Annotated in this window: 25 protein-coding genes; 9 read left to right on the top strand and 16 right to left on the bottom strand. The window is 53.1% G+C overall.

Translation table 11 applies throughout. The features are described 5' to 3' along the window. Window positions 1-192: 192 nt before the first annotated feature. The gene (locus tag I2G69_RS07655; protein ID WP_191405826.1) at window positions 193-657 is read left to right on the top strand and encodes a GNAT family N-acetyltransferase; all 465 of its coding nucleotides are present in this window, start codon (window positions 193-195) and stop codon (window positions 655-657) included. A gap of 296 nt (window positions 658-953) precedes the next feature. On the opposite strand, the gene I2G69_RS07650 is transcribed toward I2G69_RS07655, so the two are convergent. The 5 genes from I2G69_RS07650 to I2G69_RS07630 all read right to left on the bottom strand — a co-directional run bounded on the left by I2G69_RS07650 (window position 954) and on the right by I2G69_RS07630 (window position 7,644). Then, window positions 954-2,336 carry a sodium-dependent transporter gene (locus I2G69_RS07650; RefSeq protein ID WP_087232483.1) on the bottom strand — a complete coding sequence of 461 codons (1,383 nt, stop codon included), beginning with the start codon at window positions 2,334-2,336 and terminating at the stop codon, window positions 954-956. 408 nt (window positions 2,337-2,744) lie between these two features. Further along, entirely contained in the window at window positions 2,745-3,197 is a 453-nt protein-coding gene (locus I2G69_RS07645; protein ID WP_087232489.1) for a GNAT family N-acetyltransferase, read from the bottom strand. A gap of 323 nt (window positions 3,198-3,520) precedes the next feature. After that, a complete protein-coding gene (locus I2G69_RS07640) occupies window positions 3,521-4,198 on the bottom strand; it encodes a fructose-6-phosphate aldolase (protein ID WP_191405825.1) in 678 nt (225 codons plus the stop codon). Between the two features lie 33 nt (window positions 4,199-4,231). Continuing rightward, window positions 4,232-6,634 (bottom strand): glycyl radical protein, encoded by a 2,403-nt coding sequence (locus I2G69_RS07635; RefSeq protein ID WP_191521290.1) that lies wholly within the window; start codon window positions 6,632-6,634, stop codon window positions 4,232-4,234. Between the two features lie 41 nt (window positions 6,635-6,675). Then, a complete protein-coding gene (locus I2G69_RS07630) occupies window positions 6,676-7,644 on the bottom strand; it encodes an ROK family protein (RefSeq protein ID WP_172749622.1) in 969 nt (322 codons plus the stop codon). Between the two features lie 189 nt (window positions 7,645-7,833). Between I2G69_RS07630 and I2G69_RS07625 the strand changes: the two genes are divergently transcribed. Continuing rightward, entirely contained in the window at window positions 7,834-8,739 is a 906-nt protein-coding gene (locus I2G69_RS07625) for a glycyl-radical enzyme activating protein (RefSeq protein ID WP_195560535.1), read from the top strand. A gap of 116 nt (window positions 8,740-8,855) precedes the next feature. Here I2G69_RS07625 and I2G69_RS07620 read toward each other — a convergent pair whose 3' ends face one another. From I2G69_RS07620 to I2G69_RS07575, 10 genes are all read right to left on the bottom strand, one after another. Then, complete coding sequence (locus I2G69_RS07620) at window positions 8,856-9,614, bottom strand: DeoR/GlpR family DNA-binding transcription regulator (protein ID WP_087232505.1); 759 nt, start codon at window positions 9,612-9,614, stop codon at window positions 8,856-8,858. 277 nt (window positions 9,615-9,891) lie between these two features. Beyond that, complete coding sequence (locus I2G69_RS07615) at window positions 9,892-10,884, bottom strand: PepSY domain-containing protein (RefSeq protein ID WP_195560534.1); 993 nt, start codon at window positions 10,882-10,884, stop codon at window positions 9,892-9,894. 111 nt (window positions 10,885-10,995) lie between these two features. Continuing rightward, complete coding sequence (locus I2G69_RS07610; protein WP_195560533.1) at window positions 10,996-12,345, bottom strand: sensor histidine kinase; 1,350 nt, start codon at window positions 12,343-12,345, stop codon at window positions 10,996-10,998. Continuing rightward, window positions 12,342-13,016, bottom strand: coding sequence for a response regulator transcription factor (locus tag I2G69_RS07605; RefSeq protein WP_195560532.1), 675 nt, complete (start codon window positions 13,014-13,016; stop codon window positions 12,342-12,344). The genes I2G69_RS07610 and I2G69_RS07605 overlap by 4 nt, the downstream gene beginning before the upstream one ends. A 245-nt stretch (window positions 13,017-13,261) precedes the next feature. Then, a complete protein-coding gene (locus I2G69_RS14080; RefSeq protein ID WP_207740561.1) occupies window positions 13,262-13,819 on the bottom strand; it encodes a 4Fe-4S binding protein in 558 nt (185 codons plus the stop codon). A gap of 6 nt (window positions 13,820-13,825) precedes the next feature. Continuing rightward, complete coding sequence (locus I2G69_RS07595; protein WP_195560531.1) at window positions 13,826-14,905, bottom strand: hydrogenase large subunit; 1,080 nt, start codon at window positions 14,903-14,905, stop codon at window positions 13,826-13,828. A 6-nt stretch (window positions 14,906-14,911) separates the two neighbouring features. After that, window positions 14,912-15,259, bottom strand: a complete 348-nt coding sequence (locus I2G69_RS07590; protein ID WP_087232524.1) for an NADH-quinone oxidoreductase subunit C — start codon at window positions 15,257-15,259, stop codon at window positions 14,912-14,914. Between the two features lie 12 nt (window positions 15,260-15,271). Further along, window positions 15,272-15,721 carry an NADH-quinone oxidoreductase subunit B family protein gene (locus I2G69_RS07585; protein WP_087232526.1) on the bottom strand — a complete coding sequence of 150 codons (450 nt, stop codon included), beginning with the start codon at window positions 15,719-15,721 and terminating at the stop codon, window positions 15,272-15,274. Window positions 15,722-15,733: 12 nt separating this feature from the next. Continuing rightward, on the bottom strand, window positions 15,734-16,597 hold the full coding sequence (locus I2G69_RS07580; RefSeq protein WP_087232529.1) for a respiratory chain complex I subunit 1 family protein: 864 nt from the start codon (window positions 16,595-16,597) through the stop codon (window positions 15,734-15,736). After that, on the bottom strand, window positions 16,594-18,486 hold the full coding sequence (locus tag I2G69_RS07575) for an NADH-quinone oxidoreductase subunit 5 family protein (protein ID WP_237966699.1): 1,893 nt from the start codon (window positions 18,484-18,486) through the stop codon (window positions 16,594-16,596). The genes I2G69_RS07580 and I2G69_RS07575 overlap by 4 nt, the downstream gene beginning before the upstream one ends. Before the next feature lie 190 nt (window positions 18,487-18,676). Between I2G69_RS07575 and hypA the strand changes: the two genes are divergently transcribed. From hypA to hypE, 6 genes are read left to right on the top strand one after another with little or no spacing between them, the layout of a single operon-like run. Next, complete coding sequence (gene hypA, locus I2G69_RS07570; RefSeq protein ID WP_087232535.1) at window positions 18,677-19,018, top strand: hydrogenase maturation nickel metallochaperone HypA; 342 nt, start codon at window positions 18,677-18,679, stop codon at window positions 19,016-19,018. A 2-nt stretch (window positions 19,019-19,020) separates the two neighbouring features. After that, window positions 19,021-19,677, top strand: coding sequence for a hydrogenase nickel incorporation protein HypB (gene hypB, locus I2G69_RS07565; RefSeq protein ID WP_195560530.1), 657 nt, complete (start codon window positions 19,021-19,023; stop codon window positions 19,675-19,677). Continuing rightward, the gene (gene hypF, locus I2G69_RS07560; RefSeq protein WP_195560529.1) at window positions 19,674-21,935 is read left to right on the top strand and encodes a carbamoyltransferase HypF; all 2,262 of its coding nucleotides are present in this window, start codon (window positions 19,674-19,676) and stop codon (window positions 21,933-21,935) included. Before hypB ends, hypF begins: the two co-directional genes overlap by 4 nt. Window positions 21,936-21,943: 8 nt before the next feature. Next, on the top strand, window positions 21,944-22,162 hold the full coding sequence (locus tag I2G69_RS07555) for a HypC/HybG/HupF family hydrogenase formation chaperone (RefSeq protein WP_087232544.1): 219 nt from the start codon (window positions 21,944-21,946) through the stop codon (window positions 22,160-22,162). After that, a complete protein-coding gene (gene hypD, locus I2G69_RS07550) occupies window positions 22,152-23,246 on the top strand; it encodes a hydrogenase formation protein HypD (protein WP_195560528.1) in 1,095 nt (364 codons plus the stop codon). The genes I2G69_RS07555 and hypD overlap by 11 nt, the downstream gene beginning before the upstream one ends. A 17-nt stretch (window positions 23,247-23,263) precedes the next feature. Beyond that, window positions 23,264-24,265: a hydrogenase expression/formation protein HypE gene (gene hypE / locus I2G69_RS07545; protein ID WP_195560527.1), complete on the top strand. Its 1,002-nt coding sequence runs from the start codon at window positions 23,264-23,266 to the stop codon at window positions 24,263-24,265. Window positions 24,266-24,465: 200 nt separating this feature from the next. Here hypE and I2G69_RS07540 read toward each other — a convergent pair whose 3' ends face one another. Then, window positions 24,466-24,759 carry a hypothetical protein gene (locus tag I2G69_RS07540; protein ID WP_195560526.1) on the bottom strand — a complete coding sequence of 98 codons (294 nt, stop codon included), beginning with the start codon at window positions 24,757-24,759 and terminating at the stop codon, window positions 24,466-24,468. Here I2G69_RS07540 and I2G69_RS07535 point away from each other — a divergent pair. Further along, complete coding sequence (locus I2G69_RS07535; protein ID WP_195560525.1) at window positions 24,748-25,089, top strand: hypothetical protein; 342 nt, start codon at window positions 24,748-24,750, stop codon at window positions 25,087-25,089. The genes I2G69_RS07540 and I2G69_RS07535 overlap by 12 nt on opposite strands. Window positions 25,090-25,092 lie beyond the last annotated feature (3 nt).

Below are 25,092 nucleotides of genomic sequence, written 5' to 3'. Positions count from 1 at the left end.
CAACTACCCCCTCACGTAGTCATTATCCTACATGAGGGGGCCTTTTGTCCATTGTCCGTTTTTAACGGTTCGGTTCATTTATCAGAGGGATTTTCAAACTCAACCAAATAAAACGCGTAGCAAATGACGGGATAAAAATAGCAAGCACACATATTTACAGCCGTACGATATCCCAGAGGAGGTTCCTTAAAAATGATCCGGGAATTTCAAGCATCCGATGCGCAGGCGGCATCCCATCTAATCTGCCGTAATCTGCGGGAGGTCAATTGTTGGGATTACCCTCTTGAAGTAATCGAACAACTCATACAAGAATATACGCCGGAACGCCTTCTTCGAATGACCGCAGAGGGATATACATTCACTTTTGAAAAAGGCGGAATTCCAACCGGAATCCTTCGCATACTTCCTGCACAGGGAGCGCCACAGGTATATTGGCTACGCACGCTCTTTGTTTCTCCGGATTATCACGGCCAAGGAATTGGCCGACAGTTGGTAGAAGCTGGCGAACAATTTGCACGGCAGAAGGGTGGCGCTGTGGTGCGTCTCTGTGCATCCCTGACGGCCCATCGTTTCTATCAGAAGCTCGGGTACATAGATCTTTCCCATACCCCCGATTCTAATGGGCTTTATCTTATGAAAAAGGACCTATCCATTTGAGACCATTTTTACAATGGGAATTTGCGCTCGACTCTATTCCCAGTAGACCCATACGATTTTTGGGCCTTTCCAAAAAATTCCTTTTGCAAGCTTTTTCTATGAAAAAGCGTGATCGCCGGACAAAACTATCCTGCCATCACGCTTTTTGGCTCCATATGAAAATCCCTGTAAGGATATGAAAGGCCAACTGGGGTTCTCTACAGCTGTTCGTATGCATCCCTACAAACACACTTCTAAGACCCCGTTAGTAAATTCCAAAAGACTCTAACATAAAATGTTCTATTTAGCCCGATGGCTCACAGGCCCAGCCAGGTCTGAAACTTTGGCAAATACCCCATGATAAAAATAATCAAAATCAGCAGAGGCAAAACATACTTCAAATAAAGCCGCGACCATTTGGGAAATTTCAGCCCGCGGCCGGTATCCGCTTCCGCTATAAAATTCTCCCAACCCCAACCGCGTTTGCTCAGGCAGAACAACAAATAGATCAAGCTGCCAATAGGTAAAATATTGTTGGAGATAATAAAGTCCTCAATGGTCTGAATATCGCCGATGCCAGGCAGGGTCACGCTGCTCCACACATTAAAGCCCAGCGCGCAGGGCAGCGACAAAATCGCTACGGCAATCCCGTTGACGATCACCGCCTTTTTGCGCTCCCATCCCCACTTATCCATGCAAAAGCTGATGAGATTTTCAAACACTGCAATGACGGTGGATAGCGCTGCAAAGCTCATAAACAAGAAAAACAGGACTCCCCACAGACGGCTGCCCCACATCTGGTTGAATACACTCGGCAGAGTGACAAATACCAATCCCGGGCCTTCCCCAGGGTTCACGCCGAAGGCAAAGCAGGCTGGGAAAATAATCAGTCCTGCCATCAGCGCAACGAGCGTGTCCAAAACGCCGATATTTAACGCTTCGCCAAGAAGCCGCCGCTCCTTCCCGATATACGAGCCAAAAATGGCCATGGCAGAAATGCCCAAACTCAAGGTGAAGAAGGACTGTCCCATAGCGGCATACACCGCCTCGCCAAAGCTGGCCCAGCCATTTTCGAACATCTTGCCGAAATCCGGCACAAGATAAAATTTGAGGCCTTCTACCGCTCCATCCAGGGTGACGCTGCGAATACACAACACGATCATGATGAGAAACAAACAGCTCATCATGACTTTGGTGATCCGCTCCACACCCTTCTGCAAACCCAAACTGCACACCAAAAACCCCAGTACCACAGTCACCAGCATCCAGCCGACCTGTTCCACCGGATTTGCGAGCATGTTGGCGAATACCACGTCCGGCGCCGTCGTATCAAAGGCACCCTGGGCGCTTTTGATGATATAGCTAATCATCCAGCCGCCGACCGTCGTATAGAACATCATCAGAAGATAGCAGCCGCCAAATCCCAGCCAGCTATACCAATGCCACTTACTTCCCTTGGGTTCCAAAATTTCAAAGCTCTTAGCGCAACTCTTTTGGCTGGCACGCCCCACAGCAAACTCCATAACCATGACGGGCAACCCCAAAATCACAAGAAACAGCAAATACAGAATTACAAACGCCGCACCACCGTATTTCCCAGTGATATAAGGAAAACGCCACACATTTCCAAGCCCGATGGCGCATCCGGCTGAGATCAAAATAAAGCCCAAGCGGGATGCAAATTTTTCTCTTTGTTGCATAAAAATCCTCCTCATTCCAGCTGTTTTGGGCCCCTCCGCCCTCCGCACGCTTTCTATGCTATTATTCTACCAGAACGGAATGGACAGAACAAGTTTTTCAATAACAAAAGGAAAACAAGCCTCGAGCAATATCGGGGGCTCGTAAGAAAATAATATCGCATTTTTGCAGGAACGGCATGGCTTCGGTCATGCCGTTTCCTCTTTCATCAGCTCATCTGCCGGTACAGAGCCTAAAAGCGTATGAGCCCCTTCTTGAAAATAGAGATAAAAAAGGCCGCAGGCTTTTTGCACAATGCAACCAGCGGAATGAAGCTCCGCAGGACGGACGATACTCCCGGCAGGATCGTATAGAAGTGCGCCCTTTCGTCCCTAACCCTAAAGGATTTTCGGCTGTCAAACAAGAGAAATTTATCTATGGACATACATTCTTGTCATATTAGGTTCGCCATCTCCTTGAACCATACACAAGAATTCCCATCCATATTTTTCATAAAAACCAATATGGTCAGTAATAAGATAGATTGGAGATATTCCTTTGGATTTCATATCATTCACAACCATATTTAGCAAGTTTCCAGCAATTCCCTGGCCGCGATATCCTTCCTCTGTAAAAACAGCACATACATTCGGCGTAAGGTCTTTTCTGTCATGAAAATCATTTTCGATAACGCCCATTCCGCCGATAATTTGATTGCCGGACAAGCAAAGATACCAACCATATTCTGTCTCATTGCACAAATAAGCATCCATACATTCCAGATACGCTTCCGTTGGCACACCCCACTTACTGTGAAACCACTCTGCTGCCAAATCCTTTATTTCGCTTTTCTCCCTCAATGAAATATATTCATATTTTGTCATGGTTTCGGTTCTCCTCTGTCAAAACCTGATTTGCCCCATCCTATCGCCACGCAAAGTATAGCAGAAACGTGTGAAAGAATCCTCCGGATAAACCAGGCCGCCCGGACATTTTGCCCGGGCGGCTTCGCTTTCAATCGTATATCATTTCATGCTTCACAATCTTCTCCGCCCTATGCGGATGGAGCTCACGGAGCGTACCCACGAGAGATGATCAGCGGTTTTCATGGCCTCCGTCACGCTGCTTCCCCTTGACCGCCCCCAGCACAATGCTGTCTTGCAGACACCCGCCTAAGTGCCCGGGGCTTGCTTTTGTTATCAAGCTTTTACAGATCTGTGATGGAGACATCGCCATGGATGTTTACCCAATCCGCGTGAAAATCATCCACAGCCTTTTTGATCGCTGCCATGCCAAATGCATCATGCAGGAGTGCTGGCTGCAACGTAGCTGTGTGGGCGCCTGCCAGCAGGGCATTCGTCACCTGAGCGATGTTTTTAAAGCTGGCAGCCAAAATCTTTGTATTCGAATCGTCCTCGTCGATCATCTGGCGGAATGCCGCAATGGTATCGCACGAGTCGATATCGAGGTTTTCCATGCGGTTGTAATACGGGGCAATGAAGTCCGCGCCACATGCAATCGCCATAAAGCCCTGAATCTTGCTGTAAATGGCCGTGGCTGTCACATGTACCCCCTCGGCTTTCAAGGCGCGCATCGCCTTGAGTCCCTCTTCCGTCGTGGGGATTTTGATATAGACGGCATCGTCCACATTTTTCAAAATTGCATGGGCCTCTTTGAGCATCCCCTCGCAGTCCTCTGCGATCACCTGCATATGCAGTGTCTTATCCGGCCCAATGATCTGACGGATCTTGCGCATATGCTCGAACAGGTCGATTTTCCCCTCCGCTTTCAAAATGCTCGGATTGCTGGTTACGCCGGTAATAGGAAAGCATGCGCTATATGTCTGAATCGCTTCCAAGTTGGCGCTGTCAAATAAAAACTCCATGACACTTCGTCCCTTTCTTGATGTTCTCTGCTCTTAAATCACTTGCTCCGTGCGTTCGATGATGTCGTCCTGGGTCTGGCGGGAGAGCACATTGAAGAAAGCGCTATAGCCCGCTACCCGCACAATCAAATCGCGGTGCTTTTCTGGATGCACCTGGGCATCCCGCAAAGTTTCGCGGGAGACCACATTGAACTGCACATGGAATCCATGCAGCGTATCAAAGAATACACGCAACATCGCAATCAGCTTTTGACGGTTCTCCTCTTTCTCCAGCATCTGCGGGTTTACCTTCTGATTTAGCAGCACGCCCCCGGTGATCTTGTCAGTGGGCAATTTGGAAATAGATTTAAAGACCGCGGTCGGCCCGTGTTTATCTGCCGCATGGGAGGGCGAGCATCCCTCCGCCAGAGGTTCCCCTGCTTTCCGGCCGTCCGGGGTTGCCGTGGTTCCGGCGCCCTGCGGGACGTTTGCGGAGATCGAAGAGGTCCCTGCATAGTATACACCTCCGATGGGTCCACGTCCATAGCGGGTGTTGTGATAATGGGACAATTCGTCGATATAGATGTCATAAGAAGCGCGGGTAAGCGAATCCACATAGTCGTCGTCGTTGCCGTATTTCGGGGCCGCGATCAGCAGCTTGCGGATGCGTTCGCCCTCTTCCCCTTCGAAATTGTTCATCAGGGCGTCCCAGAGCTGGGCTGGGGTCATCGAATGGTCTTCGAACACACATTTCTTAATCGCAGCCATGGAGTCTCCCTGGTTGGCGATTCCGACCTGCAAATCGCTGATGAAATCATAGACCGCGCCGCCTTCTTTGAGGTTCAAACCGCGCTCGATGCAATCGTCGCACAATGCGGAGCACAGGATGTCCGCCGTATCCTTCTCCAGGACCGTGTCGCAGCAATTGTCGATGATAACGCACTGACGGGTAAATTCGCGGATGATCTTATCCCAAGCCGCCATGACCTGGTCAAAAGAGGTCATATCCTTGAAGTGTCCCACACCTTCGCAGACCTTGATGCCGGACTCGATATCGACTCCGTCGTTCAGCGCGATCATCAGGGACTTCGGGAAGTTCAAAAAGCTCATCCCGGTGCAGCGGTATCCCCACTTCCCGGGGACAGCCACTTCGACGCAGCCGATGGCACTGTAGTCGTATGCATCCTCCGGCTTGACGCCCTTTTCGATGAAGGAGGGAATGATGATCTCATCGTTGTTAAACGCCGGCATACCAAATCCCAAGCGCATGACTTCGATGGCCTCGCGCATAAAGTCATCCGGCAAATTCTTATGATAGCGCACCGTCAGGTTTGGCTGAGTGAGGCGCGTCTGTGCGACGCTGCGCAGGATCAGGAAGCTCATCGGATTGACCGCGTCCTTCCCATCCGGCGTCTGGCCGCCCACGGTGACGTTTTGATAGAGCGGGCTGCCCGCAGAAAAGCGGGTGTGGCTCCAGGAACGGATCTTATTGATCGTATAGGTTTTCAGCCAAAGATTGGTCAAAAGCTCGCAAGCGGCCTCCTCTGTGATGCGGCCTTCCTTCAGATCTTTTTCATAGTACGGGTCCAAATATTGATCCATCCGCCCATAGGAAAGTGAATGGCCATTGCTCTCTATTTGCAGGCAGAGGTGCACCAGCCACAAAGCCTGCACCGCCTCATAGAGGGTGTCCGCCGGTTCATAGGGGACCTTATTGAGCACGCGGCTCATCTCCAAAAGCTCTGCCTTACGGCCTTCATCCGCTTCCTCCTGTGCCATCTTGAAGGCCAAGTTTGCATAGCGCTTGGCAAATGCCACCGTAGCGTCGATCACAATCAGCACCGCGCGGTAAAAATACGACTTATGCAGGTTTTCCGCCTCCGTCAGATCGAGCTCCTGGAGCTTCTGCTCCGCACGGGCGCGGTATTCCTTCAAGCCGGTTTGCAGCATCCGGCGGTAATTGACCGCTACATGCGCGTCGCCCGAGGTGATATTCCCTTCCGCCTTGATGATACCCAAATCATAGAAGACCTTGGTCGCTGCCGGCATTGCCGCCAAGCCGCGGTCCTTGGTCGTATTGTGCTCCCAGAAGGGGGCAATGTCGCGCAGCACCTGCTTATTTTCCTCGGTGATATAGAAGCGGTCGCCGTCCCGCTTGTCAAATTGGTCCAGTTCTTCGATCACCCAATCCATCGCATATTCCGGGAAGATCGGGGCTGCACGGTTGCTGGACGCCTGGTTCCCAGCCAGAAGCGTCTGCGGCTCGATGAAGATGCTCATCCCAGCCAGAACGTTGCGGTACATCAACGCGCGGCGAATCGCCAACGGCTGATCCATATTCTCACGGTAGGTCTGTGTGGTAATCTTCGCACGCTCCACGCAAACCATCGGTTTGGCATTCAAAAGTTCCTCGCGAAAATCGTGCATCCGAGGGGTCAATTCTCCAAAATGGCTCATAAGAAGTCCTCCTAACGATAAATCATCTATTTGATGAACAATCAAACGCAATTGGTTTCAGATACCAGCAGTTCCGCTGCGCCGATGATGCCGAAGTCCTCCCCCAGCTCGGCAAATCTGAAATACACGGGCAGATCGTTGCCGTTGTATTGATCGAATAGCTCCCGTATGCGTGGGAACAGTCGGTCCCCAAAGTGGACCAGGCCGCCTCCAAAAACAAAACAGTTGATGTTCAGCACCTGATACAGATTATATAGCCAGACAGCCAGGTATTGGGCCATCTGCTCAACCGCCCATTTTGCCATCGGGTCGCCTTGATCGAACGCCTGCTGGATATGTACCGCGGTGATCTGTTCCGGGCTGCCGGCCAATTCCGTCATCCGTGTTTTCTCCCCCGCTGCAATCTTTTGACGGATGTGCTTCACAATCATGGATCCGGAACAATACGACATAAAACAGCCCTTATTCCCGCATCCACATTCGATCCCCTGCCCAGGGGTAATCAGCATGTGGCCGGTTTCCCCGGCCCATCCATACCGGCCGCGGAAGAGCTGGTTGCGGATGATAATCCCGCTGGCGATCCCGGTGCTGACGGCGCAATAGACCATGTGTTGAAAGCCGCGCCCAGCGCCCTTTTTATGCTCCGCCAAAGCAGCGACATGGGTATCGTTGTCCAAGAGCACGCGCATACCGCCGAGCTTCTTCATCAGATATGCCCGTGCTGGGAAATCGTGGATTTTCGTCAAATTGGTGGTCTTCAGGATCTTACCCTCTTCAAATAGGATAAAGGACGGCATGCCGATCCCGATCCCGCGCATCTGGTCTGCAGACAAATGATGCTCTCGCATCATATCCTGAATGCTCTCCGCCAACGCGTCAAAAAAAGGCTCCGCTTCTAGGGAGGGGTCCGACGGAACTTTCTTTTTAGCAATCAAATTTTGGTTGCCATCGAATAAACCGTACGCAATTTTGGTTCCGCCGACATCCACGCCAATGGTGTACTGTCCCACTTTAGACGCTCCTTTCCGCCGCCCAACTCTCGGGCGGCAAATCCGTTTCTGATACTTTTATTATAACGGATAATCTTCAAATGTCAATACAATATTTACATTCGTAAGTATTTTCGGTTCATACAGTCCGATTTTGCTTTACAATTTCACTCCCGTTTGTTATAATCAAGTCGTAAAGGGGGAGCCAATATGGAAAGCAAAGGCTGTGTTTTTAATATTCAAAAGTTTAGCACCAACGACGGACCCGGAATCCGCACGACGGTATTCCTGAAGGGTTGCCCGCTGCACTGCGGTTGGTGCTCTAATCCGGAGTCGCAGGCGCAAAAACCGCAGATCTTATGGGATCTATCCAAATGTGTGCGCTGCCAGCAATGCGTCCAAACATGCCCGCAGCATGCCGTCCAGTTCGATGTGGAATCCGGAAGCATCCGTTTTGATTTCAAAACCTGTGTGGGATGCGGCACCTGCGTTGCACAGTGCCCGCAGGAAGCCCTGACCCTGGAAGGGGAATGGAAAGACGTGGAAGACGTTGTCGCCGTCTGCCTGCAGGACCGTATTTTTTATGAGGGTTCCGGCGGCGGTGTGACCCTATCCGGTGGGGAACCGATGATGCAGCCCGACTTTGCCGCCGCTTTGCTCTCCCGGCTGAAGCAGGAGGGTATCGCCACCGCGATTGAGACGACTGGATATGCGCCGTCCGCTGTGTTCAACCGGCTGCTTCCGGACATCGACCTCTTTTTATTTGACTGCAAGCATTACGACCGGCAAAAACATTATGAAGCGACCGGCGTGTATAACGATCCAATCCTGCAAAATTTGAAGACAGCCCTCCAATCGGGCAAAGAGGTGATTGTCCGCATCCCGGTGATCCCGGGAGTCAACAACCAGCTGGACGACGCACAGGGGTTCTGCGAACTTTTTAAGACCCTTGGCGTTAAGCGGATCAACCTCCTCCCCTTCCATCAATTTGGGGAACGGAAATACGATTTTTTAAATCGGGTTTATTCCCTTCACGGTGTCCCGGCACTTCACGAAGCCGACTTGGAGGCGTTCCGTGCGGTTTTCCTCAAAAACGGCTTTGACTGCTTTTTCTAAACCGCTCGTTTTCCTAATTACATATGAAAAATTAAATATAAAAGAAAATCCTCCCTATACGGCATTTACATGTCATATAGGGAGGATTTTACTTGCTCTTCTTTTCCCTTTTGCACTTATTCCTCACCCGGTACCTTTCTCACGTCAACCCCCTGGTTCATGAGAAACACCTCTGTCTCCAAGGGAATCGCATCGTCCGTCTGCACGATGGAAACCTGTTTGGTCGGGAGAAGGGTGACCACACCCTGCCTAGAAAATTTGCTCGATTCCGTCAAAACGATCACCTGGTCCGCCTGGCCAGCCATATCGCGCACGGTCTCTGCACGGAGCAGGTCATTGCCGGTGAAACCGTTCTCCTTTCGGAAACCGTCGGCGCCAATAAAAAGCTTATTGACAAAAAAGTTCTGTGCGCACTGCCGGGCCACCGGTCCCACCATCACCTGGGATTCATTTTGGTAATCGCCGCCCAAAAGAATGATTTTAGCCGTTGGCAGACGCCGGACATAGCCGGCGATAAATGCGGAATTCGTCACAATGGTCACGTCGCGTTTATGGGTACAAAGCTCATCGGCGAGAAGCGCACAGCAGGAGCCAGATTCGATCATCACCGTCTCCCCATCCCGGACGAGACTTGCCGCAGCTTGGGCAATCCGGCGTTTCAAATCGTAATGATAGGCAAGGCGGTTATTGATGTCGTCGTTGGAGCAGAGAACGGCATAGCCGTGCTCGCGTTTAATCAACCCTTTTTGTTCCAATTGATCCAAATCCTTGCGGGTTGTCACTTGGGACACATGCAAAAGCTGCGCCAGCTTTGCTACTTCAATCCGATTGTGCTCTGTTACAATTTCTAAAATTTTTGTCTGACGGGTTGTCATGTGCCTCATCCTTTCTGAAAGAAATTTTAGCACATTTTCATTACGAATACCAGATAAATCTTTTCATATGCAAGTAAATTTGCCTTCTTTGTGAAATTCGCCTGCAAAATACTCTCTTACAATGCCATTTCCTTGCGCTGAATGAAACAAGCTACTACCTTTCATAGTAAGTCCTCATATAGATATGGAAACGCTTTTATCATAAAACAAACCAGGCACCGCCCCAAGGGGGATGCCTGGTTACATTTTCCAATATCAATTGATCGGACTTCAAAAATCAATCCACATCTTTTTCGTAGTTGAGAATGTCGCCTGTATTCGCATCGATTTCATAGGAATATTCCGTTCTTCCGACATCCCATTCCACCTCATAAAGGAGACGCCCGTCGTCGCGGTCCTGCTCCACTTTCAAGCGCTGTGCATCGCTCTCCGCAACGCCCGCATGCTTCAAGGCAATTTGCTTTGCTTCATCGGCCGTCAACGCCGCAGCCCCAGCTTCCGTGCCGCTGGGAGCCGTGTAATACTCGGCGTCGTGGTCATACGACAGAATCTCTCCGGAAACTGCATCAATGTCATAATCGTATTCCGTGTTGTCCTGATAGAACTCCACCTCATACTTCCATCTGCCGTCGTCCCTCTCCAGATGTGTGCGGACAAATTTGACGCTGTCTTTGCTGACGCCCGCATGATCCAAAGCGGCCTTTTGCGCTGCTTCCTCTCCAATATAGGTGCCGGAAGCCGTTTGGGTGTCTGCTGCAGCCGATGTACTGCTCTTTGCCGAAGAATCGCCACTGGCGTCTTTCTTGGGAGCCGTTTCACCCGTCGCCGCTGGAGCCTGCGAACTTGCCGTCTCCTGATTAGTCTGTGCGGACGGGGCCCAATCCTCTATATCCCGATCCATGGAGAGAATTTCCCCGGTCGTCGCATCGATATCGTAATCGTACTCTTCGTTTCCAACAAGGAACTCAATATCGTACTGCGCGCGATTGTCGTCGTAGTCCAAACGCGCCTTGCGGAACTGCACTTCCTCTTCTGCAAGTCCGGCATTTTTGAGGGCGATTTCCTTTGCTTCCTGTTCCGTGATGTAGTCGCTCGATGCGCTTCCTGCCATGCCGGCGGAAAGATTGCTGGAAGGAGAGCCCACGGGGGCTACGCCTGCGCCGGAAGAAGCTCCAGCAGCTGGGTCCGTCGCGTTGGAACCGCAGCCCGTAAACAATACTGCACTAAGAATCAAAGCGGAAGCCGCTAACCATATATGTTTCCGATTCATACATCATACATCCTTTCCAAAAGCGTATTGGTTTGTTTCAGTGACTTCAGTATACCCACGAAAGATTAAAGCCACATTAAACGATGCATGAATTTTTAACATTTTTATAATTTAAGGGCACGGAAATGAAAAGGTAAACGCCGTCCCCTGTCCAAGCGTACTTTCCACATGGATTTCCCCGCCATGCGCTTCCACAATCCACTTCACCATGGACAGTCCCAAGCCCGCGCCGCTGGCGCTTCGCGCGGGGTCCGCCTGCCAAAAGCGCTCCCAAACACGCGCCAGGTTTTCTGGGGCGATTCCAATCCCGTTGTCTTGGACACAACCCTGGATGGTTCCATCCTTTTGCGCCAGCTGTACGTTCAGCCAACCGTTCTCCCGGCCATATTTAATGCCATTTTCAATTAAATTGATCCATATGCGCATCAGCATCGTCTCATCCCCCAGCATTTCAATGTCCGGTTGGATGTTTGTCTCGATGCGAATCCCACGCTTTTCGGCGTTCTCCTGCTGTTGTTCCGCCACCATGCTCGCCAAATCGCTGAGATTGACCGTTTCAAAATGCAATTTCTCATGGCCCTTATCTGCACGGGCAAGCATCAAAAGCTGGGAAATCAGCGCGGCCATCTTTTCCGCCTGGTTGAGGACCGCCGCAAGCGCTTCTTTCGCCTCATCCAGCGTTTGGGCATTCTCGATCGCATATTCGCACTGGGAAATGATCACCGTGGTCGGCGTGCGCAGCTCATGGGAGGCGTCGGACGTAAATTGTTTTTCCGTTTCAAACGCTTTTTCCAGACGGGAAAACATCCTGTCAAATTCCGCGGCTAACGTATAGATCTCATCCCGCCCTTCTCCAAGCGCGATGCGGCGGGACAGGTCGTCGCCCTCCCCAATCTCTTTCGCCGTCTGTATAATCCTCCGGACCGGACGGAATGCACGGCGTGTAATGAGATAACCGCCAACCGCTGCAAATAGCACAAAAAACGGCAGAATGACCAACGCAAAGCGAAAAAGGGTCGATATAGTCGAATCGATTTGGTCGGCCTCCGCTACACTGCGAATCCACACTGTTCCGTATCCATACACCTGTTTCTGCTCGTCATATACATACCAGCTTTTCCCTCCGGAGGGAATCGTCCGCAGATCGTTGGGAGCGAAAACCGCTGAATTGTCAAAGTCCCTGGGCACAGCTCCATACAATGGCACGCCGCCCGCATCGTAAATCGAAAGATAAATGCCGTCCTTGAAGTATTCCAAATCGTCGTCGATCTCGATGGCCCCATCGTCGGAACCGATTTCATGCCACCCAGCGGCCACCATATCCATCATCTGGCTTTTCGTTCCCTCCAATGCCGACTGCGCGCCCAAAGAGAACAAAAACACCAACACAATGCTGACCAGCAACACCATGAGCAAAGTAAACCATAGAGTTACTTTTAATTGAATCGATAAACGCCTCATGTTTCCTCCCGCAGCACATAGCCCACCCCACGGACCGTATGGATCAATTTCGGTTCAAAGCCATCATCCAGCTTTTTGCGCAGATATCGGATATAGACGTCCACCACATTCGATCCACCCTCATAATCGTAATTCCAGATGTGATGGCTGATCTTTTCCCGGGAAAGGACCACGCCGCTGTTCCGGATCATATATTCCAGAATCGCAAATTCTTTGCTGGAAAGCGATACCGCCTTCCCGCCCCGTTTGACCGTGCGCGCTGTACAGTCCACGGTCAAGTCCGCCACGGTGAATACGTCACTGGTGCTGTCCGATGTGCGCCGGATCATCACCCGGAGCCTGGCAAGCAGCTCGTCAAAGGCAAACGGTTTCACCAGATAATCGTCCGCCCCGGCATCCAAACCCGTAACCCGGTCTTCAATCCCGTCCCTGGCTGTCAATAAAAGCACCGGCGTTTTGCTTCCCTTACCGCGAAGTTTCCGCAGCACCTCCAGCCCATTGATTCCAGGCAACATAATGTCCAAAACGATGGCATCGTATTCTGCACAGCACAAATAGTCCAGAGCATCCGTCCCATTCAAGCAGAAATCCACACTGTAATGGGCGGCCTGCAACTGCTTTACAAGCAAATGGTTGAGCTCCGGTTCATCTTCTACAACTAGCAGCCTCATATCAATCCCCTCCATTGTACCTTTATTATGATGCATATGCTTCCGCCAATCAAGGGCCAATTGAACAATACCAAGGAAAATCATCCGCCTATAGATAGCCGGCTTTTTGGCACATGCGAACATCCGGCAGATAACCGCAAAAATAGGGGCCCAGCCGTATCTTGAAAACACAGCCAAGCCCCCTATTCTTTTTTCAGTCTTTTCCAAACCAAAATCCTATTGAATGATTGTCCCGGTTTTGTTTCCTATTTTAACGTCAAACACTTTTTGGGGCAGGACGCCGCACAGATGCCGCAGCCCACACATTTTTCCGCATCGAGTACCCAGCTTTTCGCCGCGCGGTCCACCGTAATGGCGTCTTGCGGGCATTTCTTGGCACACAAGGTGCAATATACGCATTTCGACGCATCGTTGACCGGCTTTCCGCCCGCCTGCTGCGCCTCCTGTTCCGGCGGTGCCGGACGGGTGAATGTCTCGCTCACTTTCTGTGCACCGGGCTCGGTATAGCCGGGCACCATAAACAGGCATTTCTTCGGGCATACATTGGTACAGTTTCCGCACTGTACACAATCAAAGCGATTGATCGTCCAGGTCCGCGCAGCCCGATCCACCTTCAAAGCCCCCGGCGGGCAAGAACGTGCGCACAGGCCGCAGCTGATGCAATCCTCAATTTTGATCTGCACATGGCCGCGCATCCGCTCCGGATACTTCACCGGTTCGAATGGATAGCCCGTTGTCGCAGGCTTGGAAAATAAATTTTTCAGCGCTGTATGCGCAAATGGGAAAACTCTCCACTCCGCCATTCTCTCTCACCTCTCCGTACAGCTGATGCAGGGGTCAATGGTCAAAATCAGAAGCGGCACATCCGCCAGCTGACACCCTTTCATCAACTCCAACATGGGCGGGATATTGCTGGTCGTGGGTGTGCGCAGGCGGAACCGGTCGAGGAATTTCGTCCCATTGGCTTTCACATAATAAATCGCTTCGCCGCGGGGCTGTTCAATCCGCATAAAATACTCGCCATTGGGGTTGCCTTTGACCGGCACACGGATCGGGCCCTCCGGAATTTTTGAAATTGCCTGCCGGATCAAGGCAAAGGACTGATAAATCTCCTGGATACGCACTTCACACCGCGCGTAGGAATCCCCATCGGAAGCGGTGACCGGCTCAAATTCCAGCTCATTATAGGCCGCATAGCCCAGCTTACGCGCATCGTAAGCGATGCCGCAGGAACGAAGCATTGGCCCTACCGCACCGGCAAGGATTGCCTGCTCCGGTTTTAAGACGCCCAGGCCACGCAAGCGGCTGCCCACGGTATAGTCCCGCAAAAATGCCTCCGCGATGGGCCGTAGCTCTTTCTCCATCTCATCAATTGTATCCGAAATGGCTTTTAGCATCCCGCTATCCATGTCCTTGAGAACGCCGCCGATGCAGTTTACCGAAAAGATGACACGCCCACCGGTAGTAAGATCAAACATATCGAGGATCTTTTCCCGCAATCTCCAGGACTCCATAAACAGGCTTTCAAACCCCATGGCATCCGCCAGCAAACCCAACCAAAGGAGATGGCTGTGTACACGGCTCATTTCCATCCAGATCGTGCGCAGGTAATTGGCCCGGCGGGGCGGCTCCACGCCCATGATGTGTTCCACGCTCTGGCAATATCCCATGCCGTGGCCAAAACTACAGATCCCGCAGACGCGTTCCGCTATGTAAACATATTCCTTAAAATCTTTGATCTCCACCAGTTTCTCTAAGCCGCGGTGTACAAAGCCAATACTTGGTACCGCCTCTACGACCGTCTCATCTTCCAGGACGAGATCCAAATGTACAGGCTCCGGCAAAACAGGATGCTGAGGTCCAAAGGGAACGATACTTCTTTTTGCCATAGTCCCTCACCCCTTTTCTTTAAATGGCGTGTCCCGGGCAATGCGGTACAGCTTGTGATGATAATCGTTTTCCATGCTCTCAATCTTGACGCCAAACAACTCTGCCACTTCGTTTTCCTGTATAAACGCGCAGGGATAAACCTGCGTAATACTGGAAACAGGCTCGTCCTCCCCAACTGTCAAACGCAGGGTGCGCATATCAAATCCTTTTGCAAACGAGTAGCTCAATTCATATTGCTCTGGCAAGCGGCATGCGCAAATCTGTACCAGGCGCCATCCATCCATTTTGAACTGGATCACCATCGGGAGGAACTGCTCCATCGTGATCGGTTCGATCGTATTTAAATACTCCATGCCATTTTCTCCTTATGTTCCACTCTTCTTCCGCTGGCTGGCGAAGGCTTCACGTTTTTTCTGTAGCAGTTCAACCGCTTTTACAACCCCATCGATAATGGCCTGCGGCCGTGCAGCGCATCCGGGTACATAAATATCCACCGGGATGACCGTGTCCACGCCGCCCTTAATATTGTAGCATTCTTTAAATATTCCTCCCGTGCAAGCACAGATTCCCACCGCTACAACCACCTTTGGATTCGGCATCTGGCTGTAAATCTGCTTGACAACGCTCTCGCTCTGGCTATTGATCCCCCCTGTGATGAGCAGGATATCCGCCTGGAAGGGGTCGCCGGTGTTGATAATTCCGAAGCGCTCCACGTCGTACACCGGCGTCGTGCATGCCAGCACTTCAATGTCACAGCCATTGCAGCTGCTTCCATCGTAGTGGAGCATCCAAGGAGATTTCGCAAGCTTTCCCATGGCACTGCCTCCTCACTTAATCAACATCAAAATCAAAAAGTTCAGCCCGCCTGTGAGCAAAGTGACAACCCAGCAGCTGTCCAACAAAGTTCTCCACTTCACACGGGCGCTGACGTTATCCCACAGGATCTCCAAGAAATACATAAATAGGCAGGCCACAATGGCCAGCGGCCAGCTCCACCAGTTTTGGTTGAGGAAAAACAGCGCTACAATCCCCAACATCAGAGTGATCTCATAATACTCTGCAATGTTCATAATCGCCAAAATCGGCCCCGCCATCTCGGTCGTCAAGCCCTTGACCATCTCCTGGTGGGCATGGTGGCTGGTGGAAAGATCAAACGGGGACTTGCGCAGCTTGATCGCTGTGATAAACATAAAGCCCAGCAAAAATCCCGGCATCATCAGCACAGAACTCAGCGGCATATGGATGATATCCACCACCTGGAAGGAGCCGGTTGCCAAATAAAAGCCAACCGCCAGCAACAAGGTCAACGGTTCATAGGCCATCATTTGGAGCATTTCACGGCTTGCGCCCATGGTCGCAAACGGCGAGGAATCACTCGAAGCCGCCATGACCAGGAACATATCCGCCGTAGACAGGAGGAACAAACACATCAGGATATCCGCTCCTGCAAACAACATGGAACCCGCCACTGCCAGAAAAACCAAATAGCTCAAAATGAGCAGCAGCTGCACGCCGTTTACTGCAATCATCTGCTTGGAAAACAGCTTGGACAAATCATAGAACGGCTGAAAAAACGGCGGCCCTTTTCTTCCCTGCATCCGTGCCGTAATGATCCGGTCGAACCCATCCAACAGAGCGCCGGCAAACGGGGCCAGAAGCAAATATAAAATAACGGAAACCACTCGCATCATACCGCACCTCCAATGATCAGGCAAAGCATTACAATCAGAATACCCGAAGACAGAATCACGGAAGGACGCATTAACCGCCGCATACCAAATTCAAACCGCAGATACCAGTTTGTCAGGTACAAATGCTCCGGTTCCCCGTAGCTGTTCACAAAATAGGTATTGTCCCCCTCGTTGGCGCCGCCCATATAAATCGGCACATATTCCTTATGCGCCCACCGCGTAACTAGGAACATCGTCGCTGGAACAAAAAGGACCGATACCAACATGATGGCCATGGTGGTCAGGATGCTCATAGAAAGCACTTCATGGGAGGCTCCAAAGAGTTCTAGGATAATGGGATTTACAACGGTTGTCGCCAGCCACGGGAACAACAGGCAAAGCAGCAATACACAGCCTGCATGGATAAACATCGAAAAATACTGGTCCCTATGGGTGACATCCCGGGCCTCCTCTTTGGTGCGGTGCATGGACACAAGCTTTGTCAGCCATTTTGTCCAGTAGAACATCGTTGTCGCACTGCCGAAGGCGAGGAAAATAACCAGCAGGAAATTGCCTGCATCTACAAACGCTTTCAACGCTACCCATTTAGAGATCAACATTCCAAAAGGCGCCAAATACATTCCGGCAATGCCAATACCCATAATATAGGTCAGCTTCGGCAAGCGCAAGATCAAGCCGTGCATATTCTCGATGTCTCTGGACCCCAAGCTGTTCTCCACAGACCCAACCGCCTGGAAAAGCATGGATTTGCTTACCGAATGGAAGATCATCAAGAGCACGGCCGCCCATATGGTTTCCTCCGCGCCGATGCCCGCACAGGCCACAATCAGGCCCAAATTGGACACCGTCGAAAACGCCAGCACTTTCTTGCCGTCATTCTGGGCGATGGCCATCATGCTGGCTGCGATGAAGGTAAACCCGCCGATCAAAGATACCATCTGGCCGGTCATAGTCCCGGCAAGCGCCGGAGAAAGCCGGATCAACAGGAATACACCCGCTTTAACCATGGTTGCACTATGTAAAAGCGCGCTCGACGGAGTCGGAGCGACCATCGCGCCCAGCAGCCAGGAAGAAAACGGCAGCTGCGCGGATTTTGTGAGCCCGGCCAGCGCCAACAACGCCACAGGGATCACCGCTCCTGTCTGGACAACCGCCTCCAGCTGTACGGTTCCCAGCGTCGCCGCCGCTACCGCAATGGCGATGGCAAACCCAAAGCCGCCAACGAGGTTCATCCACAGCGCGCGGAAGCTGTTGTTGACTGCCTCTTCTGTCCGGGTGTAGCCGATCAAGAGGAACGAAATCACGCTGGTTACTTCCCAGAAGAAGTACATCCAGATGAGATTCTCCGAAAGTACCAAACCGAACATTGCCGCCAGGAACAAAAACAGCATGGAAAAGAAAAATCCACTGCGATCCTGAAATTCCTTGTGGTGCTGGTGATATGCCTTCATATAGCCCACAGCATAGATGCAGATAAGGCCGCCAATGAATGCGGCGATCATGCACATCAGCATGCTCAGACTGTCGATCTGCATATGGCAGGCCGGCTGCATGGGGAATCGAAACTCCGTCCAGATTCCTAAAGCAGTCTGCCCTACAGACAGTAGGATCACTGGATATTTGCGGTATTTAATGCTCAAATACACAATCAACCCAGTCAAAAAGAGTTCCCCTGCGATCATCAGGTAATTGACCCATTCGGTCTCTTGATAAAACGCCATCGCTTGTGCGCCATTTGTCAACCACATGCCCAGAAGGGCCGCAGCCAAAACCATGACGCCTCCCGCGCCAGCATAAACAACATAACCGCGTATTCGTTCCTGCTTAATAAGAGGAACAATCGCAGCAATCAATAAAGGCCAACCGATTAAAATTGGTAAGATTCCCATAAATAATACCCCTCTATGGAAAATTCATTGAAAACCGGAATTTATTATAGTCCTATTTTTTTTAAAACACAAGAGCAGATACCGCTAATTTTCACTAACATATCCTTCCTTTCGTTGAATAGGTATGGTATTTTTTACAGTTTGGTGATACAATGGGTTCGATTCTTCTGAAGGCAGGTTGAACGTATCCATGCACGAATTATCCATAACACAGAGCATTCTGAAGATCTCGTTGGAGGCTGCCAGTCAGCAGGGGGCAACCCGTATCCGGGCAATTCGCCTGCGGATGGGTCCCTTTTCCGGCGTTGTTCCAGAATGCGTTCAAATGTATTTGGATGTCCTTGCAAAGGGCACCCGGGCCGAAGGAGCCAAAATAGAAGTGGAAACCGTCCCCTTAAAAGTGCTCTGCCGTGATTGCGGCCGGGAAAGCGAGATCACCCGCGAACGCATCCAATGCCCGTTCTGTGGGAGTATCCAGCTCAAACGCCTTTCCGGGAACGAATTCATGGTCGATAGTTTGGAGGTTGATTGAAAATGGAAATCAAAGTACTGCACCAGGTGATGGAGTGGAACGAGGATGTGAGTGCTGAGGTCCGCAAAACCTTGTCCGAAAAAAAGGTCTGCCTGATCAATGTGATGGGAAGCCCCGGCACCGGAAAGACTAGCCTGATCACGGAATTGATTGCAAGGCTGCGGGGATCGTTCTCTATCGGCGTGATTGAAGGCGACATCACCGGCCAGATTGACGCGGAAAAGATTGCAGCGCTGCAAATTCCCGCCGTCCAGCTGAATACGGACGGCGCTTGCCACATCGAGGCGATGAGCATTCAGCACATCTTGCCGCAATTCGACCTCCATGCATTGGATGTCCTGTTTGTAGAAAACATCGGCAACCTGGTGTGCCCGGCCGAATTCGACATCGGCGAAAACTTCCGTATCACCATCCTCAGCATCCCCGAGGGGGACGACAAGGTCGCAAAGTATCCGCTGATGTTTACCGACACCGACTGCCTAGTCCTGAACAAATGCGATATGCTCCCGTATTTTGATTTCGACCTCGGCCGCGTTGAAAAAGACTATCGAGGCGTCAATCCTGAGGGGCCCCTGTTCCAGATTTCCAGCCGCACAGGGGACGGACTGGACGCCCTGACACAGCATTTGGAGGGCCGTATCCGGGCTGCATTGGCATGAGTATGCTTCGTCGCATCCGGCTCGAAATCGCCGGGATTGTGCAGGGGGTGGGGTTCCGGCCCTATCTGTACCGTCTCGCACAGCGGCACGCCCTGTGCGGCTGGGTGCGAAATACCCCCTCCGGCGTGGAGCTGGAATTGGAAGGGCCAACGGAAGCGCTTTCCAGCTTCCAGGACGAATTGGCCCGCTCTACCCCCCCTCTGGCCGTTGTGGAACAGGTTCGCACCGTACCTCTGGATGGGCTGGTGGGCTACGACCGTTTTACCATCCGAAGCAGCGCAGAGGGGGACGGCGGCACCCTGGTTTCGCCGGATATCGCTCCCTGCGCCGCCTGCCTGCGGGAGTTGGCGGACCCGGCTGACCGGCGGTACCGCTATCCGTTTATCAATTGTACGGACTGTGGCCCCCGCTTTACCATCATTCGCGACCTCCCTTACGACCGGAAAACGACGTCCATGGCACAATTTTCCATGTGCCCCACCTGTAACGCGGAATACGAAGACAGCCATTCCCGCCGGTATCACGCCCAGCCGGACTGCTGCCCCGACTGCGGGCCTCAGGTATGGCTGCTCGACGCTGAGGGCCGGAAAATCGCCGGGGACGTCTTTGCGGAAGCACAGAAAGCTTTGGCCCGGGGAGACATTCTCGCGGTCAAAGGGCTCGGCGGCATCCATCTCGCCTGCGACGCGCGCAATGCGGAGGCGGTCCGCCGTCTCCGGCGGCGGAAGCACCGCGAAGAAAAGCCGCTGGCGGTCATGTGCCGGGATCTCAACAGCGCCCGGTCACTCTGCCGGGTCACGGAGGCGGAGGCTTCTCTTTTGGAAAGCGTACGCCGCCCCATTGTCCTGTTGGAAAAGAAAGCTCCGGAGGACTTCGCAAATCTCAGCGACAACCGGCGCTTGGGGGTTATGCTCCCCTATACGCCGCTGCATGTTCTCCTGTTGGACGGGACGTCCGGCGGACCGGACGCCTTGGTGATGACCAGCGCCAACCTCTCCGACCAACCGGTCCTTTTGGAGGACCAGGAAGCCCTTGATGGGTTGGCGGGAATTGCCGATGGCTTTCTCCTACACGACCGCCCCATCCAAAACCGCTGTGACGATTCCCTGGTGATGGCCTGGCAGGGGCGGGAATACTTTTACCGTCGCAGCCGCGGGTATGTCCCCCAGCCGGTCACGTTTGCGCGCGATGCGACCGGTGTGGTCGCCTTCGGCGCGGAACAGAAGGCCTCGTTTGCCGTGGGCCGCGGACAGCATGTATTTTTAAGCCAGCACATCGGCGATTTAAAAAACCTGGAAACCCTGGACCACTATCGGGAGTCCTTGGACACCTTTCTCCGGCTGTTCCGCATCATGCCATCCACGTTGGTCTGTGACCTTCATCCAGACTATTTTTCCACACAGGAAGCACAAGAGCACGCCAAACGCCTGGGACTTCCCCTCCTGCAGGTACAGCACCACTGGGCGCATATGGCGTCCTGCATGGCGGACAACCGGCTCGCTGGGCCGGTATTTGGCATCGTGTGGGACGGGACCGGCTATGGAACGGACCATTCCATCTGGGGGGGCGAGTTTCTGGCAGGCGATTTCCAAACCTTCCGGCGGTGCGGCTCGATTCGCCCCATCTTTCTTCCGGGGGGCGATGCGGCAATCCGGGAGATCGGCCGGATTGGGTTCTCCCTGTTGTGGGACGCCGGGCTGCCCCTGGACCGTGCGCCGCTGGAATCGCCAAAAAAGCAGGCTTTGCGCGCTATGTTGGACAGCCACACCGCATGTCCAAAAGCCAGCAGCATCGGCCGCCTGTTCGACGGGGTGTACTCCCTCCTGACCGGCACGCAGCAAGTCTGCTACGAAGGCCAGGGGGCCACGCGCCTACAGGCTATGGCGCGAGAAGAAATCCCCGGCCGGTCCTACCCCGTGGCATTCTATGAAAAAGATGGGCTTCGTATCTTTGACACGCGCCCCTTGCTTCGGGCAATCACCGGCGATCTCTCCGATCATGTTGATCCCGCTGCGGTCGCGCGCGGCTTTATGGACGCCCTGTGCCGCATGGCATTGGAGCAGTGTTGTCTTTTGAATCCAGGAAAACTGCCGGTGGTCCTCTCCGGCGGCGTATTTTTAAACGAATATCTTCTCTCTGAAAGCACCCGGCTTCTCACACATGCCGGTTTTTCCGTCTATACGCATCACCGCGTTTCCACCAGCGACGAGGGCCTTTGCCTGGGCCAGCTGGCAATCGCGACCGCAAAAAGGAGCTAGAATCAACTATGTGTCTTGCAGTCCCTTTAAAAATTGTATCCATCGCGGGAAAGCACGCCGTTGGGACAGCGGCAGGGCTTTCCCAAAACATCCGTGTTGACTTCATTCCCGACCTAAAACCCGGCGACTACGTGATGGTCCATGCCGGATTTGCCATCCAAAAGCTGACAAAAGAACAGGCGGAGGAGAACTTCGCCTGCATTCAGGAGGCCATCGATGCTCTTTGATGAGAAATTCCGCCGCCCGGACGGTATCCAGCGCCTTGTGAAGGAGCTTTGGGACATCAGCCAGGAGACCGGCCCTATCCGTCTGATGGAAATCTGTGGCACACATACCATGGCCATCGCCAAAGCTGGGCTGCGCTCGCTGCTGCCTCCATCCATTCAACTGCTCTCCGGGCCGGGCTGCCCGGTTTGCGTCACGCCAGCCGGGGCGATCGATGAAATTTTGCGGCTTTCCGGTCTGCCGGATGTGATCCTTGCGAGCTATGGGGACCTTTTGCGGGTACCGGGTTCGGTGCGCGGGGATACGCTGCTACGCCGCCGCGCCTTGGGCGCGCAGGTCCAGACGGTCTATTCCCCCATGGAGGCCCTGGAAATCGCTGTGCAGCACCCGGATCAGGAAGTCATCTTCCTCGGCGTCGGGTTTGAAACGACCGCACCCGGTACCGCCGCCTGCATTTTGGAGGCCAAAGAGCAGGGTGCCTCCAATTTTTCCGTATTGTGCCTGCTCAAGAGTACCGAACCCGCCCTGCGTGCATTGATCCACGCGCCGGATTTTGCGGTAGACGGCTTTTTGTGTCCCGGCCATGTGGCCGTTATCACGGGCTCAGATGCGTTTGCCTTTCTCCCGCGGGAATTCGGCCTCCCCGCCGTCGTCAGCGGTTTTGAGCCCGCCGACCTGCTCTTTTCCATCTACCGTCTGGCAGAGATGCTGCGGCAAAAGGCGCCCGCCCTGGAAAATGAATATACGCGCCTGGTTTGTCCGGAGGGAAATCCCGCCGCGCAGTCGGCTATGGAGCGGGTATTCCTTCCCACAGACAGCCTTTGGAGAGGCTTGGGAACCATCCCGAACAGCGGCCTTGCCCTCCGGGAGGCGTTCTCCCCGTGGGATGCTGCAAAAAAGTTCGGCTTTTCTCCATCTCCCACGGTGGAACTTGCGGGCTGTCAGTGCGGCGAAGTGATTCGCGGCGCTTGCAGGCCGGAACAATGCCCCCTTTTCGGGCGGGTCTGCACCCCAGCCGATCCGGTGGGCCCGTGCATGGTCTCCGGTGAAGGGGCCTGCGCTGCGGCGTACCGCTATCAGACATGACAGGGAGGAATCATACCATGGAAGAAATTATCACCTTGGACTACGGAAGCGGCGGCCTGCGCACTTCCCAATTGATCGAATCGGTCCTGGTTCCGGCGTTTCAAAATCCCGCATTGGAAGATCTGGGCGATGGCGCTGTGCTTCCATCGATGGACGGCCCTCTGGTTTACTCCACCGACAGTTTCGTCGTAACCCCTTGGCGCTTTCCCGGCGGGGACATCGGGAAACTGGCTGTGTGCGGAACGGTCAACGATGTCTGTATGGCGGGCGGCCAACCCAAATATCTCAGCCTTTCGTTCATTATCGAAGAGGGCTTTTCCATGGAGAACTTCAAAACCATTGTGGATTCCATCGCAACCACCGCCCAGCTCGCCGGTGTGCAGATTGTCACGGGGGATACAAAAGTGGTCGAACGTGGGAAGGGCGACGGCATCTATATCAACACGTCCGGCATCGGTTCACAGCGGGCAGCGGGGCTGTCCCGCAAAGCCATCCGTCCCGGGGATGCGGTGTTGGTCAGCGGGAGCGTCGGCTGCCACGGTGCGGCCGTTTTGATGGCAAGGGGAGAAATCCCCTTTGCGGGCGAGCTTCTCTCCGACTGCCGCCCGCTGCACCAGCTCAGCGCCGCGGCGCTGGAAGCCGGCGGTGTGCGTACCCTGCGCGACCCCACCCGCGGCGGCGTGGCCACCACGCTCAACGAATTTGTCGAAGGCAGCGCCTTGACCATCGAACTGGAGGAAGACGCGATCCCCGTCGATCCTGCGGTGGCCGCCGCCTGTGACCTCTTGGGGCTGGACCCGCTCTACAGCGCCTGCGAAGGGCGTATGCTGGCGGTTGTTTCCCCCGGCCTGGCGGGCGCCGTGCTGGACGCGCTGCACCAAACTTCCGGCGGGGAACATGCGGCCATGATCGGCCGGGTTACGGAGAGCCGTCCCGGGCATGTCGTGCTCCGCACCGCCTTAGGGGGAAGCCGTATCCTAGGAAAGCTCACCGGTGCCCAGCTGCCCCGGATCTGTTGACGGCCAGCTGAAACAAAGAAATAAAACGTAAAAAGGGAACCATCCAGAACATTCTCGGATGCGTTCCCTTTTTTATGTGCAATGTATGTACCGCTTCCCTTAGGGAAGCGGTGGAAGCAATGGAAATGAATCGTTAAACCGTGACAATTGACTCGCAGCACCGGAAGTCCGTGTCGATATAATTGGCAAAAAGGCGTACCTTAAAGTTTCTGGCATTGCACAATGCAATAGTCAACCTCCACTTCTTGGCCGCTGTTCAGGCTCACTTTTGTGATGTGAAACGCCTGTACTCCAGGCGTATTCACCGCTGGAAGCTGCACCGTATATTCAGAACTCCCCTCCGTCTTTTGTACTTCATACTCTGCGCCGTTGACCGTCACACGTTCTATCTCCGCGCCATAGGAGACTTGCGCATAAAATTTTAACGCAATCTCCTCCGGGAGGTCATTCGAATCAACCAGGCCGATACGGCACGCACAAGCATGACGGCGCAAGCCATCCCGATCACGAAAAATCCAAGGGTTCTTGTCAGCATGATCGATGCCAACCGGCGTATCCTGACTCCATATTTCTTGGAGTTGATCGAAGAGGGGAATCGGGACGGTTCCCTCCATACTGCGTATGCGAAAGAGATCGCCGAACTATTGCCACTGCTCACTAGTCTGTGGCTGCTGCCCTCTGTTTTTCCTGCTACCAAAGAGGAGATGAAGCGAAAGTTCTATTTTCTGGGGGATATGCTGGAAAAAATGGGGATTCCATTGTTTGATGATACAATTTTGGATGTAATCGATGCATTCTTTGAGCAAATCCCAGATCAAAAATGAAAT

Source organism: Anaeromassilibacillus sp. D41t1_190614_C2 (assembly GCF_015558525.1).
GTDB lineage: Bacteria > Bacillota > Clostridia > Oscillospirales > Acutalibacteraceae > Anaeromassilibacillus > Anaeromassilibacillus stercoravium.
This window is presented reverse-complemented; position numbering and strand designations above follow the sequence as displayed.